This window comes from Limnohabitans sp. TS-CS-82 (assembly GCF_002943475.1).
Genome location: NZ_PTQX01000004.1, coordinates 115,496 through 132,393, shown reverse-complemented (window position 1 = coordinate 132,393; position 16,898 = coordinate 115,496). Strand labels below are relative to the sequence as shown.

The 16,898-nt window shown below is 57.4% G+C and carries 21 protein-coding genes; 14 read left to right on the top strand and 7 right to left on the bottom strand.

Annotated elements, in window-relative coordinates; genetic code table 11:
* The first annotated feature begins 3 nt into the window (after positions 1 to 3).
* The gene (oiaK, locus tag C5F52_RS10460; protein ID WP_104798554.1) at positions 4 to 1,380 is read left to right on the top strand and encodes a 3-oxo-isoapionate kinase OiaK; all 1,377 of its coding nucleotides are present in this window, start codon (positions 4 to 6) and stop codon (positions 1,378 to 1,380) included.
* Between the two features lie 15 nt (positions 1,381 to 1,395).
* Positions 1,396 to 2,103, top strand: coding sequence for a transcriptional regulator NanR (locus C5F52_RS10455; protein ID WP_104798305.1), 708 nt, complete (start codon positions 1,396 to 1,398; stop codon positions 2,101 to 2,103).
* Between the two features lie 28 nt (positions 2,104 to 2,131).
* Here C5F52_RS10455 and C5F52_RS10450 read toward each other — a convergent pair whose 3' ends face one another.
* Positions 2,132 to 2,773: a tripartite tricarboxylate transporter substrate binding protein gene (locus C5F52_RS10450; RefSeq protein WP_161499688.1), complete on the bottom strand. Its 642-nt coding sequence runs from the start codon at positions 2,771 to 2,773 to the stop codon at positions 2,132 to 2,134.
* A 230-nt stretch (positions 2,774 to 3,003) separates the two neighbouring features.
* Positions 3,004 to 3,912 carry a LysR family transcriptional regulator gene (locus C5F52_RS10445; protein ID WP_104798303.1) on the bottom strand — a complete coding sequence of 303 codons (909 nt, stop codon included), beginning with the start codon at positions 3,910 to 3,912 and terminating at the stop codon, positions 3,004 to 3,006.
* Positions 3,913 to 4,034: 122 nt separating this feature from the next.
* On the opposite strand from C5F52_RS10445, the gene C5F52_RS10440 reads away from it, so the two are divergent.
* The 8 genes from C5F52_RS10440 to C5F52_RS10415 are packed head-to-tail and all read left to right on the top strand — an operon-like array spanning position 4,035 to position 10,025.
* Positions 4,035 to 5,054, top strand: coding sequence for an amidohydrolase family protein (locus tag C5F52_RS10440; protein WP_104798302.1), 1,020 nt, complete (start codon positions 4,035 to 4,037; stop codon positions 5,052 to 5,054).
* Positions 5,055 to 5,069: 15 nt separating this feature from the next.
* Positions 5,070 to 5,978: a VOC family protein gene (locus tag C5F52_RS10435; protein WP_104798301.1), complete on the top strand. Its 909-nt coding sequence runs from the start codon at positions 5,070 to 5,072 to the stop codon at positions 5,976 to 5,978.
* 17 nt (positions 5,979 to 5,995) lie between these two features.
* Positions 5,996 to 6,859, top strand: coding sequence for a fumarylacetoacetate hydrolase family protein (locus C5F52_RS10430; protein WP_104798300.1), 864 nt, complete (start codon positions 5,996 to 5,998; stop codon positions 6,857 to 6,859).
* Between the two features lie 2 nt (positions 6,860 to 6,861).
* Entirely contained in the window at positions 6,862 to 8,409 is a 1,548-nt protein-coding gene (locus tag C5F52_RS10425) for a bifunctional 3-(3-hydroxy-phenyl)propionate/3-hydroxycinnamic acid hydroxylase (protein ID WP_236657820.1), read from the top strand.
* A 36-nt stretch (positions 8,410 to 8,445) separates the two neighbouring features.
* Positions 8,446 to 9,420 (top strand): tripartite tricarboxylate transporter substrate binding protein, encoded by a 975-nt coding sequence (locus C5F52_RS10420; protein WP_104798299.1) that lies wholly within the window; start codon positions 8,446 to 8,448, stop codon positions 9,418 to 9,420.
* A 42-nt stretch (positions 9,421 to 9,462) separates the two neighbouring features.
* A complete protein-coding gene (locus tag C5F52_RS29885; RefSeq protein ID WP_161499687.1) occupies positions 9,463 to 9,606 on the top strand; it encodes a hypothetical protein in 144 nt (47 codons plus the stop codon).
* Positions 9,603 to 9,773 carry a hypothetical protein gene (locus C5F52_RS29880; protein WP_161499686.1) on the top strand — a complete coding sequence of 57 codons (171 nt, stop codon included), beginning with the start codon at positions 9,603 to 9,605 and terminating at the stop codon, positions 9,771 to 9,773. Before C5F52_RS29885 ends, C5F52_RS29880 begins: the two co-directional genes overlap by 4 nt.
* Positions 9,774 to 10,025, top strand: a complete 252-nt coding sequence (locus C5F52_RS10415) for an SRPBCC family protein (protein WP_104798298.1) — start codon at positions 9,774 to 9,776, stop codon at positions 10,023 to 10,025.
* On the opposite strand, the gene C5F52_RS10410 is transcribed toward C5F52_RS10415, so the two are convergent.
* From C5F52_RS10410 to C5F52_RS10390, 5 genes are read right to left on the bottom strand one after another with little or no spacing between them, the layout of a single operon-like run.
* On the bottom strand, positions 10,001 to 10,885 hold the full coding sequence (locus tag C5F52_RS10410) for a phosphatidylglycerol lysyltransferase domain-containing protein (protein WP_146100069.1): 885 nt from the start codon (positions 10,883 to 10,885) through the stop codon (positions 10,001 to 10,003). The two genes, C5F52_RS10415 and C5F52_RS10410, sit on opposite strands and share 25 nt — an antisense overlap.
* Before the next feature lie 15 nt (positions 10,886 to 10,900).
* The gene (locus C5F52_RS10405; RefSeq protein ID WP_104798296.1) at positions 10,901 to 11,692 is read right to left on the bottom strand and encodes a TIGR03084 family metal-binding protein; all 792 of its coding nucleotides are present in this window, start codon (positions 11,690 to 11,692) and stop codon (positions 10,901 to 10,903) included.
* 21 nt (positions 11,693 to 11,713) lie between these two features.
* Positions 11,714 to 12,895 carry a CaiB/BaiF CoA-transferase family protein gene (locus tag C5F52_RS10400; protein WP_161499685.1) on the bottom strand — a complete coding sequence of 394 codons (1,182 nt, stop codon included), beginning with the start codon at positions 12,893 to 12,895 and terminating at the stop codon, positions 11,714 to 11,716.
* A gap of 25 nt (positions 12,896 to 12,920) precedes the next feature.
* Positions 12,921 to 14,060 (bottom strand): acyl-CoA dehydrogenase family protein, encoded by a 1,140-nt coding sequence (locus C5F52_RS10395; protein WP_104798294.1) that lies wholly within the window; start codon positions 14,058 to 14,060, stop codon positions 12,921 to 12,923.
* Positions 14,060 to 15,058 (bottom strand): tripartite tricarboxylate transporter substrate binding protein, encoded by a 999-nt coding sequence (locus C5F52_RS10390; protein ID WP_161499684.1) that lies wholly within the window; start codon positions 15,056 to 15,058, stop codon positions 14,060 to 14,062. The genes C5F52_RS10395 and C5F52_RS10390 overlap by 1 nt, the downstream gene beginning before the upstream one ends.
* On the opposite strand from C5F52_RS10390, the gene C5F52_RS29875 reads away from it, so the two are divergent.
* The 4 genes from C5F52_RS29875 (at position 15,057) to C5F52_RS10375 (ending at position 16,869) form a co-directional block, all read left to right on the top strand.
* Positions 15,057 to 15,263, top strand: coding sequence for a hypothetical protein (locus tag C5F52_RS29875; protein ID WP_161499683.1), 207 nt, complete (start codon positions 15,057 to 15,059; stop codon positions 15,261 to 15,263). The genes C5F52_RS10390 and C5F52_RS29875 overlap by 2 nt on opposite strands.
* A gap of 64 nt (positions 15,264 to 15,327) precedes the next feature.
* Positions 15,328 to 15,564 (top strand): AMP-binding protein, encoded by a 237-nt coding sequence (locus C5F52_RS10385; protein ID WP_236657819.1) that lies wholly within the window; start codon positions 15,328 to 15,330, stop codon positions 15,562 to 15,564.
* Positions 15,552 to 15,770: a tripartite tricarboxylate transporter substrate-binding protein gene (locus tag C5F52_RS10380; RefSeq protein WP_104798291.1), complete on the top strand. Its 219-nt coding sequence runs from the start codon at positions 15,552 to 15,554 to the stop codon at positions 15,768 to 15,770. Before C5F52_RS10385 ends, C5F52_RS10380 begins: the two co-directional genes overlap by 13 nt.
* 28 nt (positions 15,771 to 15,798) lie before the next feature.
* Entirely contained in the window at positions 15,799 to 16,869 is a 1,071-nt protein-coding gene (locus tag C5F52_RS10375; protein WP_104798290.1) for an MBL fold metallo-hydrolase, read from the top strand.
* Positions 16,870 to 16,898: the final 29 nt, after the last annotated feature.

Here is a 16,898-nt window from a genome sequence, read left to right as displayed (position 1 = left end):
GCCATGTCTGCCCAAAAATCTGTGTGGCCCGACGGGCTTTTGCTCACCTATTACGGGGACGACTTCACCGGCTCCACCGATGTGATGGAGGCTTTCACTGCAGCGGGCGTGCCCACTGTTTTGTTTTTAGATTTGCCGCGTCTTGAAGACTTGGCGCGTTTCGGGCACATGCGTTGCGTGGGTTTGGCTGGGCAGTCGCGCGGTCAAAGTCCTGAGTGGATGCGGCGTGAACTCCCTGCTGTGTTTGAACGCTTGCATGCGATGGGCGCCCCTGTTTTGCAATACAAGGTGTGCTCCACCTTTGACTCATCGGCCCGAGTGGGCTCGATTGGCCAGGCGATTGATTTGGGGGTGACCACCTCGGCCTCGACGTGGTCGCCCATGGTGGTCGGCGCACCAAGGCTCAAGCGCTACCAAGTGTTTGGGCATTTGTTTGCGGCAGCCAATGGCGCGGTGCATCGCATTGACCGCCACCCCACCATGTCGCGCCATCCCGTCACGCCCATGCAGGAGAGCGATTTGCGCGTGCATTTGGCTCAACAAACGCCTCGACGCATTGAACTGATTGACTTGGTTGAACTCGCCGAAGGCGTGGGTCAAGAACGTTGCGCTGCTTTGCAAGGCAACGATCAACCCGTGGTGATGATTGACGTGGCTGACACCGCCAGTCAAATTGAAGCGGGGCGTTTGGTGTGGGAGAACCGCGGCCAAGGTGTGTTCAGCGCTTCGTCATCGGGGTTGCAATATGCGTTAGCGGCCTATTGGCGTCAGCAGGGGCTGATTCCTGCGACACCAAGCTTGCCTGTGGCCCAAGAGGTGGCATGCATTGCGGTGGTGAGCGGCAGTTGTTCGCCCATGAGTGCGTTACAAATTCAATGGGCGCGTGCAAACGGTTTTGCCACCGAACGCTTGGACATCGCCAAATGTTTGAACCCGCAGCAAGTCGATGCAGAAATCGCACGCTTGGTGAGTGGGGCGCTGGCCGCCATTGCGCAAAACATTTCCTCGCTTGTGTTTTCTGCCGAAGGTCCTGATGACCCGTCTGTACTGAACTTTGACGCCACCGCTGCGGCGGCTCAGATGCGTAAAAGTGATGCAGCCGCGCGCGTGGGGCAGGTGTTGGCCGAAATCATGCGGCAGGTGCTTGACGCTTCGCCCATTCGCCGCATCGTGGTGGCGGGCGGTGACAGTTCGGGGGCGGTGGGCAGTCATTTGGGGATTCGAGCCTTGACCGTGGCGGCGGGCATGGCGCCTGGGGTGCCTTTGTGCCGCGCTTGGTCGGATGACCCCAAACGCGATGGGCTCGAAGTGGCCTTGAAAGGTGGGCAATTGGGTTTGCCCCATTTTTACGGACAAGTGAGGTCTGGCCAATTCGTGTGATGGTAGATTCATGCCATGACTGTTGAACCCATCCAAAGACGAAAGCTCTATCAAGAAGTTCTTGATCGACTCATGCAACGCATTGAATCGGGCGAGATTGGCCCCGGTGACCAACTGCCTTCAGAGCGCGAGTTGATGGAGGTGTATGGCGTGGGCCGCGTGGCTGTGCGCGAAGCGCTGCAAGAGTTGGCGCGTTCGGGCATTGTGGAAATCTCTCATGGCGAGCGGGCGAGGGTGGTGGTGCCTACCGCGCATTTGCTGATCGATCAAATTGCAGGCGGTGCCCGCCATTTGCTGCGCATGCAACCCGAAACGCTGGATCACCTCAAAGAAGCGAGGCTGTTTTTAGAAACCGGCATGGTCAAGCTTGCGGCAGAAAAAGCCACACCCGATGACGTGTTGCGGTTGCAGGCGCGACAAGCGGACCACCGCGCCTCCATGGTCAACTTGGATCAGTTCATGAAACAAGACATGGCCTTTCACCGCGAGATTGCACGAATCAGCGGTAACCCGATTTACCCGGCCATCGTCGAGGCCTTGTTTGGCTGGGCCAGTGCGTATTACCAGTCGATTGTTCGTGCGCCCGGCGCGGAAGAGTTGACCTTGGCGGAGCACCAAAAAATCATCGATGCCATTGCGGCCCATGATGCGCCAGGTGCTGTCAAAGCGATGAGCGATCACCTGACCCGCGCCAGCGATCTGTACCGGCAGGCCGATCTTTAAGTTGGGCTTGCGCCTTCAAGGCGCTTGATCACTCGGCCTTCACATCGGCCGCTTTGATCACCTTGCCCCAGCGCTCGTATTCCGATTTGATGTAGTCCGAAAACTCAGCGGGCGATTTGCTGGAATGCACCGAAGCACCAATGGCTGCAAACTTGTCTTGCACCTCTTTGGTGTTCAAACCCTTGGCAATGGCGGCATGCATTTTTTGAAGAATGTCTGCAGGCACGCCAGCCGGTGCGCCCAAGCCAAACCACGGTGACACCACCAAGCCAGGGTAGCCCGACTCTTTGGCCGTGGCCACGCCGTGTGTGCCATAGGCCAGCTTCTCGGGGTTGGTTTTGGCATACGTGGTCAGCTCTGACAAGTTGTTGAACGGGGCGTTGTTGTTGGCCACGATGATGGGCGTCATCGATACCATGTTGCTGATGGGCGCAAAGTCTTTGAAGGTGTCAAACGGTGCATTGCCCAAGTGCGGCGCAATCGATACCGTGATCACCAGCAAGCCAATGGTGTAGCCATCGGCCGGCGATTTGGCCAACACGCTGTGGCCCAGCACACCGTTGCCGTCCGGGCAGTTTTCGACGATCACCGGTTGCTTGAGTTCTTCGCGCAAGATGTTGGCGGCTTCACGGCCTACGAGCTCGGTCGGGCCGCCTGCTGGAAACGGCACGATCAGCTTGATGGGCTACTCTTGCGCTTGGGAGACTAGTGGGGTAGAGCAAAGGCCAACGATCAGGCTGAGCTGTAGATTTTTCATGGCGTTGGGTTTCTCAAAAAAGAGTTCAAAGCAGATGTCTCGATGGTATGGAATGCCATTCAAATCTCTGTCGTATCTGTGACCATTGAGCCTGCGGTGATCGTGTCCACGTACTTAGCTGCTTATTCAGTAGGGCGTGCGCTTCAGTGCGAAGGGCTGAACAGTTTGTAGATCACTTGCCGAAGCCAAACGTGGGCTTGGTCTTTTTGAAAACGTTGGTGCCAAAACAAATGCACATCAATGACGGGTGACTTCATGGGCGTGTCTACATAGCGCACCTTGCCGTGTTTGACAAAGAAGTCGGCCAAGTCTTTGGGCACGGTGGCGATCAGGTTCGATGTTTCCACAATGGGCAGCAAGCTCATGAAGTGCGACAACTCCACCACCACACGCCGCTCAATGCCTTTGCTTTGTAAAAACTGCTCAAACACATGCTCGCGACCATCGGGTTTGACCACCGCGTGCAGCGACTGGTTGAACTGCGCGAGCGAGAGTTTGTGACCGATCTCGGGATGGTCTTTGCGAACCAAACACACATGCGCACTCGAGATCAGCTTTTGCTGAAAGAAGCCCGCCTTGTGCAAATCAGGGAAATAGCCAATCGCCATTTCTGCCACCCCCGACTCCAAGGCTTGCGCCGCCGCTTGCCTGGGCATGGCCAAGGTTTTGAGGTTGATGTGCGGCGCTTGTTGTGCCAACTCTGTCAACAAGCGGGGAAGAAAGTTGACCTCGGCAATGTCGGGCGTGACCAGGGTGAACGTGCGGTTGCTGCTGGCGGGGTCAAAGCTGGTGGGACGCAAGATGTCGATCTCAATCGTGCGCACCACTTGCCGAATGCTGGGGCTGAGCATTTGCGCCTTGGGTGTGGGCACCATCGCCGCGCCAGATCGCACAAACAACGGGTCGTCAAACAAGCTGCGCAGCCGAGACACCGCAGCGCTCATCGCCGGTTGACTTAAGCGCAAAGCTTCGCCCGCCTTGGTGACGTTGCGGTGTTCCAGCATGGCGTTGAACACCACAAGCAGGTTTAAATCGACTGATCGTATATCCATGGTGTGAATATTATGTATCCATGGAATTGACTAGATGAAGGGGTGGGTGATCCTTAGACTCCTTGACTTAGATCAAATCGCCATGCACCCAGACATGGCAACCACAAAAGGGAGACATTCACATGCAAGCTGCCCAGTCCTGCAGTTGCGGCATTGATGTGCATGCGCATGTCATTCCCGGCGAGTTCCCGAAATACTTGGGCCATGTGGTGCCCTCAGGCTGGCCGTCGATGGCCCCAGCGCATGAGTGCCACCGTCACGTCATGATCGACGGCAAGAACTACCGCACCGTGTCTGACAAGTGTTGGACCACCTCACGGCGTTTGGCTGATTTCCCGGACATGGGCTTGAGCTTGCAAGCTATTTCGCCTATGCCCGAGTTGCTCTCGTATTGGATGCAACCCGCCGACGGCGCACAGCTGGTACGTTTTCTGAACGAACAAATCGCGACCATGGTGCATGAGTCTGGCGGTCAGTTGGTGGGCATGGGGGCGGTGCCCTTGCAAGACGTGGCTTTGGCCATTGACGAGCTGCATTACATGAAGAGCGCTTTGGGGCTGCAGGGTGTGGAGATTGGCAGCAACATCAATGGTGTGGTGATGGGAGACCCGAAATTCGATCCCTTCTTTGAAGCCTGCGTGGCTTTGGACATGCCGGTGTTTGTGCATGCCTTGCGTCCCACCGGTATGGACCGTTTGCTGGGGCCTGCGCCTTTGCAGCAGGTCTTGGCCTATCCCACTGATGTGGGCTTGGCCGCAGCCTCGGTGTTGACGGGCAACTTGTTGACGCGTTACCCCACACTGCGTTTGGCGTTCAGCCACGGAGGCGGCACCTTGGCCATGTTGCTGCCACGTTTGCAACAAGCCATGTCGGTGTTTCCTGCGCTCAAAGACAGCGTGCTGCGCCCGCCCACCGAACAAGCGCGTGAACTCTATTACGACACCTTGGTGTTTGACGCCCCGACGCTTCGCCACTTGGTGCAAACCTTTGGCGCCTCGCAGCTGATGATGGGCACCGACTATCCCTTTAACTTCCACGACCACCAACCCGTCGCGCGTATTCAAGACGCCGGGTTTGACGCCGCCGTGGTGGACCAACTCACTCACGCCAATGCCCGTCGTTTTTTTGGCTTGGCCGCTTAAATTTTTGGAGAACCCATGACCCATGCATCTTCTCGTGTGAGCGCGCTGCGCAGTGTGGCGTTGAATGTGCCAGACCTAGCGACTGCAGAAAGTTTTTACACCACCACATGGCACCTGGATGTGGTTGCTCGCACAGCCGACGCCATTTACCTGCGTGGCACAGGTGCCGATCACCATTTGCTGGCCTTGCACCAAGCGGCGGGCGATGCACAAATTCGGCATGTCACCTTGCGTGCCCGTGATGCCTCGGCGCTTGACGCCGTTGCACAAGCCGCCGTGCAAGCGGGTGGCCAAGTGTTGCAAGCCAAAGCACCTGTGACCGAGCCTGGCGGCGGCGTGGCCGTGACCGTGGCCGATCCGGATGGTCGAATTTTTCAGCTGGTATATGGTGACGCTTTGCATGCCGATGCACATGAGGCCAAAGACAAGCCCATACGTTTGGCGCATGCGGTGCTCAACAGCCACCACGTTGAGGACACGCGTGGTTTCATGGAAGCGGTGTTTGACTTCTCGTTGTCAGACCGCACCCGCATCATGGCGTTCATGCGTTGCAACAGCGACCACCACAGCGTGGCGCTGGGCGACACCGACAACGACGCGCTCAACCACATTGCCTTTTTGATGTCCGATTTGGATTCAGTCATGCGCGGTGCAGGGCGCATGAAAGACGCGGGCTTCGCCACCGAGTGGGGCCCCGGCCGTCATGGCCCAGGCGACAACGCGTTCAACTATTTCGTGGGCCCCTTTGACGTGGTGATTGAGTACACGGCCGAGGTGGAGCAAATCGACGACAGCTACCAAGCGGGTCAACCCACGGACTGGACGTGGCCCCCCGGACGCGTGGACCAATGGGGCATTTCTGCGCCCCCGAGTGCGCGTCTCAAAGAGGCTCAGAAAGCCATTGTGTTTGTTTCTTCTCTCTAACTTTTCAGGATATCCACATGCGTTTCACAACATTCCATCAAGGCGGTCAAGATCGTTTGGGCTTGATCGATGGCGATCAGGTGATTGACTTGAACAAAGCGCAACCGCAGGTCAATGCCGATTTGCGCTTGGCCTTGAAGTCGGGCGTCGATTTGGCGGCTGCCGCCAAAGCTGCGTTGGCTTCTACCGCTGTACGTTTGCCCATGGCCAGCTTGCAGCTCGCGCCCATCATGCCCGAGCCAGGCAAGATCATTTGCTTGGGGTTGAACTACTTTGACCACGCCAAAGAAGGTGGACGCGACAAGCCTGAATACCCATGGTTCTTCTTGCGCTCTGCATCGTCTTTGTTGGCACCCAACGCGCAGGCCATTCGTCCCCAAGTGTCTGAGCGCTTCGACTACGAAGCCGAGTTGGCTGTGGTGATTGGCAAAACCGTCAAGCACGCCACCATGGACAGCGCCTTGGACGCAGTGTTTGGCTACAGCTGTTTCAACGACATCTCGGTGCGCGACTACCAAAAGAAAACACCGCAGTGGACGATTGGCAAAAACTTCGACCAAACCGGTGGCTTTGGCCCCGTGTTGGTCAGCGCCGATGAGCTGCCCCCCGGCGCCACCGACTTGCGCATTCAATCGCGCTTGAACGGCCACATCATGCAAGACGCCAACACCCGCGACATGATTTGGGGCGTGGCAGAAACCATCACCTTGCTCACTGAATGCCTGACCTTAGAGCCCGGTGACTTGATCATCATGGGCACCCCCGCAGGTGTGGGCCAAGCACGCACTCCGCCCGTCTGGATGAAGCATGGCGACACCATCGAGATTGAAATTGAACAGATCGGTCTTTTGCACAACACCATTCAGGATGAGGCGGCTTGACCATGGTCCAGACGGTAGATTCCGACATGTACGACGTGGCCATCGTGGGCTTTGGCCCCACGGGGGCCGTGGCTGCAGGCTTGTTGGGCGCGAAGGGCATTCGTACCTTTGTGTGCGACAAGTCGCACGATGTGTATGACAAGCCACGCGCCATTGCCTTAGACCACGAGATGTCCAGACTGTTTCAACAGATGGGCATTGGCAAAAAAATCAAACCGTACCTAGAGCCGTTCACCGATTCGGTTTACTACGGTGTGGATGGGCAAGTCATCAAACGCATGTCCACCGTGGCTGCGCCTTATCCGCTGAGCCACACGCCCTCGGTGGTGTTCACGCAACCGCCTGTGGAAGGCATTCTGCGCGCGTACGCCGCGTCGCACGACGCCGTGACGATTCAACTCGGGCTCACCCTGACCGCCTTGACGCAAGACAGCACACACGCCACCCTGAGCTTGCAGGCTGAGGATGGCAGCACGTCCCAAGTCAAGGCGCGCTATGTGATGGGCTGTGATGGCGCGAGCAGCACCGTGCGTGAGCAAGCCGGCATCACACTTGATGACTTGGGCTTTGATGAACCTTGGTTGGTGATCGATGTGATGGTCAACGCACAAGGCTTGGCTAAGCTGCCCACCACCAGCGTGCAGTACTGCAACCCCGAGCGTCCATCGACTTACGTCATTGGGCCCGGCATGCACAGACGCTGGGAGATCTCGATCAACGCAGGCGAAGACCCCAAAGCTTTAGCCACACCCGAAGGCGCTTGGCGCTTGCTGGCCCCGTGGTTAACGCCTGCCGATGGCACCTTGTGGCGTCAAGCGAGCTATCGCTTTCATGCCTTGGTGGCCAATACCTGGCGCAATGGCCGCGTCTTTGTGGCGGGCGACTCTGCGCATCAACAGCCGCCGTTCTTGGGGCAGGGTATGTGTCAGGGCGTGCGCGATGCGGTCAACCTGTGCTGGAAACTCGAAGCCGTGTTGCGTCACGGCGGCGCAGATACCTTGCTCGACTCTTATGGTGCCGAGCGCAAAGCCCATGTGACGGACTTGACGACACGCATCAAACACATCGGGCAAATCATCACCGAGCGTGACGTGGCCAAAGCGCGCGCGCGCGATGCGCAGTTGTTGACCGATTGCGGTGGTGTGGTCAAACCCACGCCGCGTCAAGATGTGCAGCCTGCTTTGTCGACCGGTTTGTTGGCCAGCACGCCACACGCAGCGAGAGGCACCATCTTTCCTCAGCCCTTGCTCAACATGGCCAACGGGCAGCAAGCGCGCATGGACGATGTGTTGGGTGCCGGATGGCGCATCATCTTGTCGGCCGATGCGGGGGGCGACTTTGTGCAAGCTACGCACCACCACCATTTGCCCGCCTTGACCACCGCCCAAGTTGGCACGCCCGACTTCAACGAGGCCGAAGGTGTGCTGGCGAATTGGTTTCAAAAATATGGCGTCAAAGCCGCCATCGTTCGCCCCGACCACTACATCTACGGCGTGAGCGCCTCCGCATACGACTTGGCCAGCCAATTGAATGGCTTGACCTTGGCCTGAACAACGACAGCAAACAACATTCACTAGGAGACAACCATGGAACGCAGACAATTTTTACAAGCAGGCCTTGTTTCGGCAGCATCAGGCATGAGCGGTGCAGCATTGGCCCAAGCTTGGCCAGGCCGCCCCATCAAATGGATCTTGTCGCAGCCCGCAGGATCGGGCCCCGACATCTTGGCGCGTTTTGTGGCGGACAACGTCAGCCGCCGAATCGGCCAACCCATCGTGGTAGACAACCGCCCCGGTGGCCAAAACGTCATCGGTGCGCAAGCCGCCATGCGTTCACCTGCAGATGGTTACACGTTTTATTACGCCACCACCGCAGCCATGGTGACCAATGTGTTCACCTTCAAAGCCTTACCCTATGACCCAGAAAAAGACTTTACACCTGTGCGCTTGATTGGCCGCAGCCCCTTTGTCATTGCTGCAGGTTCGTCCTTTGGTGGCGCAAGCTTGGCAGACGCGATTGCCGCAGCCAAGTCGCAGCCCGAAAAATTGGCGATCGCCACAGAGGGCCCCAAAACTTTCTCGGGCATGTTGGCCGATTCATTTGCGGCCATGGCGGGCATCAAGTTCACCCACGTGCCCTACAACAAAGCACCGGATGCGATTCAAGATGTGATCGGTGGCCGCGTGGACTTCATCTGCTTGCCCGAAGCTGCCTTGTTGAGCTACATCCGCTCGGGACAAATCAAAGCCTTGGCGGTGAGCACGGCGCAACGCACAGCCAACTTGCCGTCGGTGCCCACCTTGTCGGAAACTTTTTCGGGTTTTGAATACAGCGGCTGGAATGGTTTGTTTGCCCCCGCAGGCACACCCAAAGACATCGTGGACCACATGAGCCGCGAGCTCGAGGTGGTGCTCAAGCAGCCCGATGTGGTGCAGCGTTTGCAAACCCTGGGCTCGTTGGCCGAGACCAAGATGAGCGTGGCTGAATTTGAAGTCTTCATGCGCAGTGAACGCACACGTTGGGCGGGCATTGTCAAAGCGATTGGCATCAAACCCGAGTGATGGGTTACGCTACTCGCATCAATTCACAAAGAGGACATTGCATTGAATAAGTGGCAATCTGTTGCAATGACGAGTTGTGTTGTTTCAGCGCTGGCTTGGGCCGATGCGGAGGACTACAAAATCAAAGTCGATGTGACGCAACAAGGCAATGTGTTTTACACGCAAGCCAGCTTTCATCTGCCTTGAGTTTGTGTCAGTCGTATCGGTATTTGACCGACTACGACGCGGCCAAAAGCATTCCGGGTGTGGTGGCTTCCTCCTCCACACGTTTGGATGGCGGCAAAGCGCGTGTGCAGCCTTTGCTGCAAGAGCGCATTTTGTTTTTCCCCATCAATATGCGCATGGTGCAGTAAATGACCGAGCAGCCCAACAAGGATACAGACTTTGTGCAAATCAGCGGTGAGGCCAAGTCCTATAAAGGCTCGTGGCGTCTGGAGGAAGAAGGCAATGGCACGGTGTTCAAATACCGCGCCGAGTCAGAGCCCGATTCCGTGTTCCCCAAAGCCATGATTGAGTACTTCATCAAAAACCGCTTGAACAGCAGCTTCGAAGCCATGGCCAACGCGGGGGCGGAGCGCCGTCAGTTCGCTTGCGCGGTGAATTGATTCAAACGCACGCGGTATTTCTGAATCATGTGGCTGGGGTTGTAAGAACGTTTGGTTTGCCGAAAATTTGGCAAACCCAAATCTTGCTCAAAGTTCAGCCATTGCAACGCAGGGCGGTTCACGCAAAAGTTATGGAACATGAACTGGTACACCCCTGTGAAGGCGTCCACCCCTTTGGCAAACCGCATCACAGCCAAGCTGGGGTTGATGGCTTGCGCCAACAAAAAACCAATCGGCTGTTCATCCAGGTAGTACACCGCGCCTTCTAGCTTCAGGTCTTGCATGAGGTGCAAGGCTTCGCGGCAGGCTTGTGCGTCGGCTTGGTCCTCGGTTTTGTGTTTGTCGCACAACCATTGCGCCAACACGGCGTGTGCATGGTCTACACACTCGCCGTTCAAGGGTCGAGACGATACAGGGCCGCGTGCCAGCAGTTGCTGCATTTGGTTTTTCTTTTTGTGCAGCTGTTGGCCACGGTAGTGGCGAAAGTGATCGGCAGGGTAAAGGTAGTCGGCATCGGCCTCGTGGGCCGTGATGTCAAAGGCACGTGCATCCAACTGCGCCACCACCGCGGCGCTGACCGGATAAAAAAAACCGTGTTCAGCGAGCATGTCTTGCAGCTCGGCGAGGCTGGTCTGGTTCAGGTCAAACAACGGCAACACATGACGTTGCCCGTCATAAGTGAGGCCTGAGATGCGAGGCTTGTCACCCGGCCAAAAACGGTAGTCGTGGACGCTGCGAAATAAATACAGGTTGGAGAAAAAGAAATCAGACAAACAGTCCTTGCCCAATTCCGCGCGCCAGGCTTGCAGCGCCGCTTCAATGGTCTGCGCGTGGTGCAACGATAAGGGCAAGCTGTCCATGGGCGCTTGGTTCACTCACAACTTGCGCACACCGGGCGCAGGGCCATCAGACGGTGGGCCCGCAAAGCACTGCGCGCGTGTGAGCCACGCGGTGGCCGTGCCCCTGTGTGTTAGCTGCGTGTCTGACACGTGTCGGCGTTGTGTGACCACCAAACACAAGGCTGTCGCCGTGCCTTGTACGCAGTCGGTAGACGAGGGGTCGTTCCACGTCCATGTGGCACCCTCGGCACCGCTGAGTACCACATGCGGTGCAGGTGTGGGCACTGGCAGGCCGCGGTTTTGAAATGTCCATCCGAAGGTGGTGACGCCTAGATGCGCAATGTGTTGCAAGCGTGGAGTCACAGGCCGCGTCACACGCAGCGCGTCGTACACATCTTGTCCATGTGCCCAGGTTTCCATCAAACGTGCGGTGGCAAACGAGCGTGCGCTCATGCTGGGGCCAAACCAGGGCAAGCGGTCTTTGGGCCCCAAGCGCGCCAGTGCATCGACCAAGCGTGTGTACACCGGCGTCCAATGTTGAATCAGTTGAGGACCGTCCAAGTGTTGGTAGGTCGCGCGTGCAATGGCGCTGATTTCTTCGCCCGCTGCACGGCGTTGGCGCAGCAAGGCGGCTTGTTGTGCAAACGCCGCTGCATCGGTGACGGCCAAGGCGCCCACTTCGTCGATCAAACAGATGTGCGCAATTTCGTCCCAAGCGCTCCAGCCATGAAAGGCGGTGGGCATACGCCATTCCGTGGGTGTGAGCGATTGGCCCAATACGGCCAGCGCCGCATATTCGGCTTGTAGATCGGCACAGAGTTGCATCATCGCTTTGTCATCCCTGGTGCATCAACGCACAGCACCGCTGGCATAGAGGGCGTCCACCTGTTCGGTGCTGCGCCCCAGCTCTTGCAAGATGGTGCGCGTGTGTTCGCCCAAATGACCCGCCAATGGCGCTGGCGTTTCTTGAACCGCAGGAAAAACGGCGGCTGCGCGTGGTGAGCGCACTCTACCGACATCGGGGTAGACGGTGTCGGTCAGGGTGTGGTTGTGCTGAATTTGCGGGTCCATCGCCAGATCTTTTTTCTCATTCACCTTGCCCACTGGCACGCCTGCGGCACCCAGTCGCGCCACCACATCGTGTACCGATTCTTTGAGCACTAGGGGGTCCAAGATGTCGCGCAGCGCGTGGTGATGATCGCGGCGCAGCAAGATGGTTGCAAAGCGCGGATCGTCTTTGAGCTCGGGCTTGCCCAACACGCGGCACATGGCCATGAACTCATCGTCTTGTGGCGTGATCATGGCGAACCACCCATCGTGGCATTGCCACAGGCGCTGGCTGGCTCCGAACTCGGGCACGACAGGCGGCTTGGCATCCAAGAAGCTGTGGTTGTACAGCGCTTCAGGCCACAGAAACGAGACGGCAGCATCGAGCATGGATAGCTCAATCTTTTGTCCTTGTCCGGTGGTGGCACGCGCATGCAGCGCGGCGCAAATGGCCTGTGAGGCGGTGAGGGCGGTGATCTTGTCGCACAGCAAGGTTTGCAGCAGTTTGGGCTCGCCCGTGGCCACATCGGGATGGGCATCGGCAAAGCCAGACACGGCTTGAATCACCGGGTCATACACGCGGTAATTGGCAAAGGGGCCGGATTGGCCAAAGCCCGAAATTGAGAGGTACACCAAGCGTGGGTTGTAGGCGGCCACTGCTTCATAGGAAAAGCCCAAACGAGCCAACGCCCCGGGGCGAAAGTTCTCGACCAACACATCGGCGCTGGCAATCAAGTCCCGCAACACGCGTGCGCCTTCAGCTTGTTTCAAATCCAGCACGATGCAGCGTTTGCCGCGATTGATAGAAATGAACAGCGCGGTTAAGTCGCCCACTGTGGGGCCAATCACGCGGGTCAGGTCGCCGCCTTGGGTTTCAACTTTGATGACGTCGGCACCTTGGTCGGCCAAGATGCCTGCGGCCATGGGGCCGGATACGACCGCCGACAGGTCAACGACCTTGATGCCTTTGAGGGGTGCTTGCATGGAAGTCTCCGTGTGCATCGCGTGGTTACAAGCCGCGCGCGATGATTTCTTTCATGATTTCGTTGCTGCCACCGTAGATGCGGGCAATGCGCGCATCGACCCACGCGCTGCCCACGCCGCTCTCGACCATATAGCCTTGGCCGCCGTGCATTTGTAAAAACTCATCCAGCAGTTTGTTTTGCATTTCCGAAGCATTGAGCTTGGCCATGGCAGCCCGCTCGGCGTTGAGTTGGCCTTGCAGGTGCAATTTCAAACAGTTGTCGACAAACACGCGCAGCATGGTCGACTGCGCTTTGGCTTCGGCCAATCGGAAGCGGGTGTTTTGGTAGGCGAATACGCTTTGACCAAAGGCTTTGCGCTCGCGGGTATAGGCCAGCGTGCGTTCCAAAAACGCCTCAATCGACGCGGCGGCGCGAATGGCAATGATCAAACGCTCTTGCGCCAGTTGATGCATCAAGTAGCCAAAGCCTTTGTTCTCTTCGCCCAACCGGTTCGTGAGGGGCACCCGAACGTCTTGAAAAAACAACTCTGCTGTGTCTTGGCCCTTGAGGCCAATCTTGCGCATGGGCTTGCCCCGCGTGAAGCCGGGCATGCCGTCTTCTACGCACAGCAGCGACATGCCTTTGGCTGCCAGCTCTGGATCGGTTTTTGCGACCACGATCACCAAGCCCGCATTGATGCCGTTGGAGATATAAGTTTTTTGGCCGTTGAGCACGTAATGATCGCCTTCAACGCGTGCGTGGGTGCGCACCGCTTTGACATCGCTGCCGGCATCGGGCTCGGTCATGGCGATGGCGCCAATCAGCTCGCCGCTGGCCATGCGTGGCAGCCAGCGTTGCTTTTGTTCTTCGCTGCCGTAGGCCAAGAGGTAGGGCGCCACAACGTCAGAGTGCAAGCTAAAGCCTACGCCTGTGGCGTTGACTCGGGCCAGCTCTTCAATCACCACTGCCGAGTGGCCAAAGTCGCCACCACCGCCGTAGGGCGGGGGCAGGGTGCAGCACAGCAAGCCCGCCTCACCGGCTTTGAGCCAAACCGAGCGCGGCACTAAACCTTCTTCTTCCCATTGCAGATGAAAGGGCGCGATTTCGCGCTCTACAAAACGGCGAACCTGAATCCGAAATTGTTCGTGGTCTTCACGCAAAACAGTGCGGTGCGTGGCTTGCATCAGTTTTGATCCACCTTGATATTGGAGGCTTTGATGGCGCGGTCAAAAATATCGCCATCGATCTTGATGCCTGCGGCCAGCTCTTCAGGCGTGCTGCCCACGGGTTCTTGGCCAAACTCGGTCATGCGTGTTTTCAAGTCATCCGATTGCAGCGCTCTGGCAATGCCTGCCGAGAGCTTGCGTGTGATCTCTTTGGGTGTATTGGCAGGGGCCAGCACTTGAAAGAAGCCCACGGGCTCAAACCCTTTGTAGCCTTGCTCGGCAAAGGTGGGCACGCTTGGCAATGCGGCCACGCGCTGTGTGCCACTCATGGCGATGAGTTTGATCTTGCCTGCGAGCACCAGCGGGCGCACGGTGCCGGTGTCTAAAAACGCTGCGGTGAGTTGCCCGCCCAACAAATCTGTGACGATGGGCGCTGCACCTTTGAAAGGCACGTGAACCACATCGAGTTTGGCCGTCATGTTCAGCGTTTCACCAAAGATGTGGGCCGAGGTGCCTTGCCCGAACGAGCCATAGCTGCATTTGCCCGGGTTCTTGCGCACGTACTGAATGAACTCCTGCAAGTTGTTAGCCGGAAATTGCGCTGGCACCGTTAGGGCAATGGCCGAGCGCGAAATGATGGACACCGGCTCGAAGTCTGTGGCGATGTCAAACGGCAGTTTGTTGTAGAGCGACTTGGCGTAAATGATGGACGAGATCGTCAAGCCAATCGTGTAGCCATCGGGGGGCGACTTGGCCATGCCGGTGATGCCAATCCAGCCAGCCGCGCCGGGTCGGTTGTCGACCACCACGGGTTGTCCCCAGTACTCGGCCAGTTTTTGTCCGATGCTGCGCGCCAATATATCGGTGGTGCCACCGGGCGTGAAGGGCACGATGATTTTGATCGGCCGATTCGGAAAGTTGTGTTCGGTTTGCGCCCAGGTGTTGGGTGTTGCTAAGGCCATGGCCATCAGGCTCAGGGCTTGGCGGCGTCCCACGCTTGCTTGGGGTTCTTGCATGAATGTCTCCTTGTGCATACTCACTCGGTTGTTTTTCACGGGCGGTGTCTTGCATGCACCCTTCACCGCATGGTGCGGGCAAGGGCACATGCTCACAATGGCAAGAAACTTCATTTTGATTGGCAAAAAAAAGTGGCGTGCCGCATTAGGGAATTCCATAGGGCGTAACGAAATTGCCAACGTTTTTGATGATTTCAGCCATTGAGCAAGGCATGTCTTATTTCTAAGCTGAGGGCTCATCATGTAATTGGGATGCCACTGCTGTGTACTTGACTCAAGGATTGCATCGCGCCGTACAGCGCCAAGCGCAAGAGATTGCGTTGGTTCATCTCGACGATCAGGGAGAGCGTCGTTGGACTTTTGCCCAATTGATGGACGAGGTCGCGCGTCAAGCCGCTGCCTTGCAAGCGCGAGGCGTGCGCGCAGGCGATCGTATGGTCTTGCTGTCGGGTAACTCGGACGTGTTGATCATGGCCATCTTGGCGTGCCCCCCATGGGTTTGGTGACCCCTAAAAACTTAGACCCTAAAATTGCAGCGCGCCTGAGCGCGGCGTTTCAAAAGGCCTCCAACGATCCGGCTTACCTCAACCAACTGCAGCTCTTTGACATGCAACCCAACTGGACCAGTGGCGAGGCTTATGCCGCCTATGCGCGCGCCCAGTACGCCCGCGAAGCGGCCATGTTGACCGAAATTGGTTTTAAACCTGAATAATAGGCAGCTCACAACGTCAATCGATGCCATGACCGACACCACACCGCCGCGAGACCGGCTCGAAAAGCCCACGCTCATCTATCCGTTTGAAAAACTTCCGGAAGTGGGGCAGGTGGTCGAGGTTGCGCCTGGCGTGGTGTGGATGCGCATGCCTCTGCCCATCATGCTCAACCACATCAACGTGTGGGGCATTGAAGACGACACCGGCTGGGCCATCGTGGACACGGGCATGCAGACCGAGGCAAACCTGAGCGCTTGGCGTGAGATCTTTGCCAACGCCACAGAGCAACGTCCGTTGACGCGTATTTTTGTGACCCACATGCACCCCGACCATGTGGGCATTGCGGGGTGGTTGACGCGCAAATTCAAATGCCGTTTGTGGATGACGCGTTTGGAGTATTTGAATTGCCGCGTGCTCACTGCTGATTCTGGACGTCAAGCGCCCGAGGATGCGTTGGCGTTTTATCGGCGCGCGGGTTGGTCGGATGGCGCGATTGAAAACTACCAAGCGCGTTTCGGGAATTTTGGCAAATACATCCATGCCTTGCCTGAAAGTTACCGTCGCATCAAAGACGGCGAGCACATTCAAATTGGGCAACACACCTGGCGTGTGATTGTGGGGACTGGGCATTCGCCCGAGCACGCGTGTTTGTATTGCGAAGATCTCAAGCTCTTGATTTCTGGCGATCAAGTGCTGCCACGCATTTCGTCCAACGTGTCGGTGCATCCCACCGAACCTGATGCCAATCCCATGCAAGAGTGGCTCGAATCGTTGGCCAAGCTCAAGCGGGAAGTGCCCGATGATGTGTTGGTGCTGCCTTCGCACAACGAATGCTTTCGCGGTTTGCATGCGCGACTCGATTACTTGGCCTTGGCCCAAGTACGCACGCTGGAGCGCTTGCGTCAAAGTTTGAAACAGCCCAAACGTGTGGTCGATGTTTTTACCACCTTGTTTGGCCGCAGCATTGATGAGTCCGATGCAGGCTTGCTCAACTTGGCCACGGGCGAGAGTTTGGCTTGCATCAACTACCTGTTGCAGCGCGGTGCGGTGACGCGCACTTTCAATGACGCAGGTGTAGCGATTTATCAAGCGGTTTGAGTGCTTAGTTCATCCTCTATTTTCTCGAC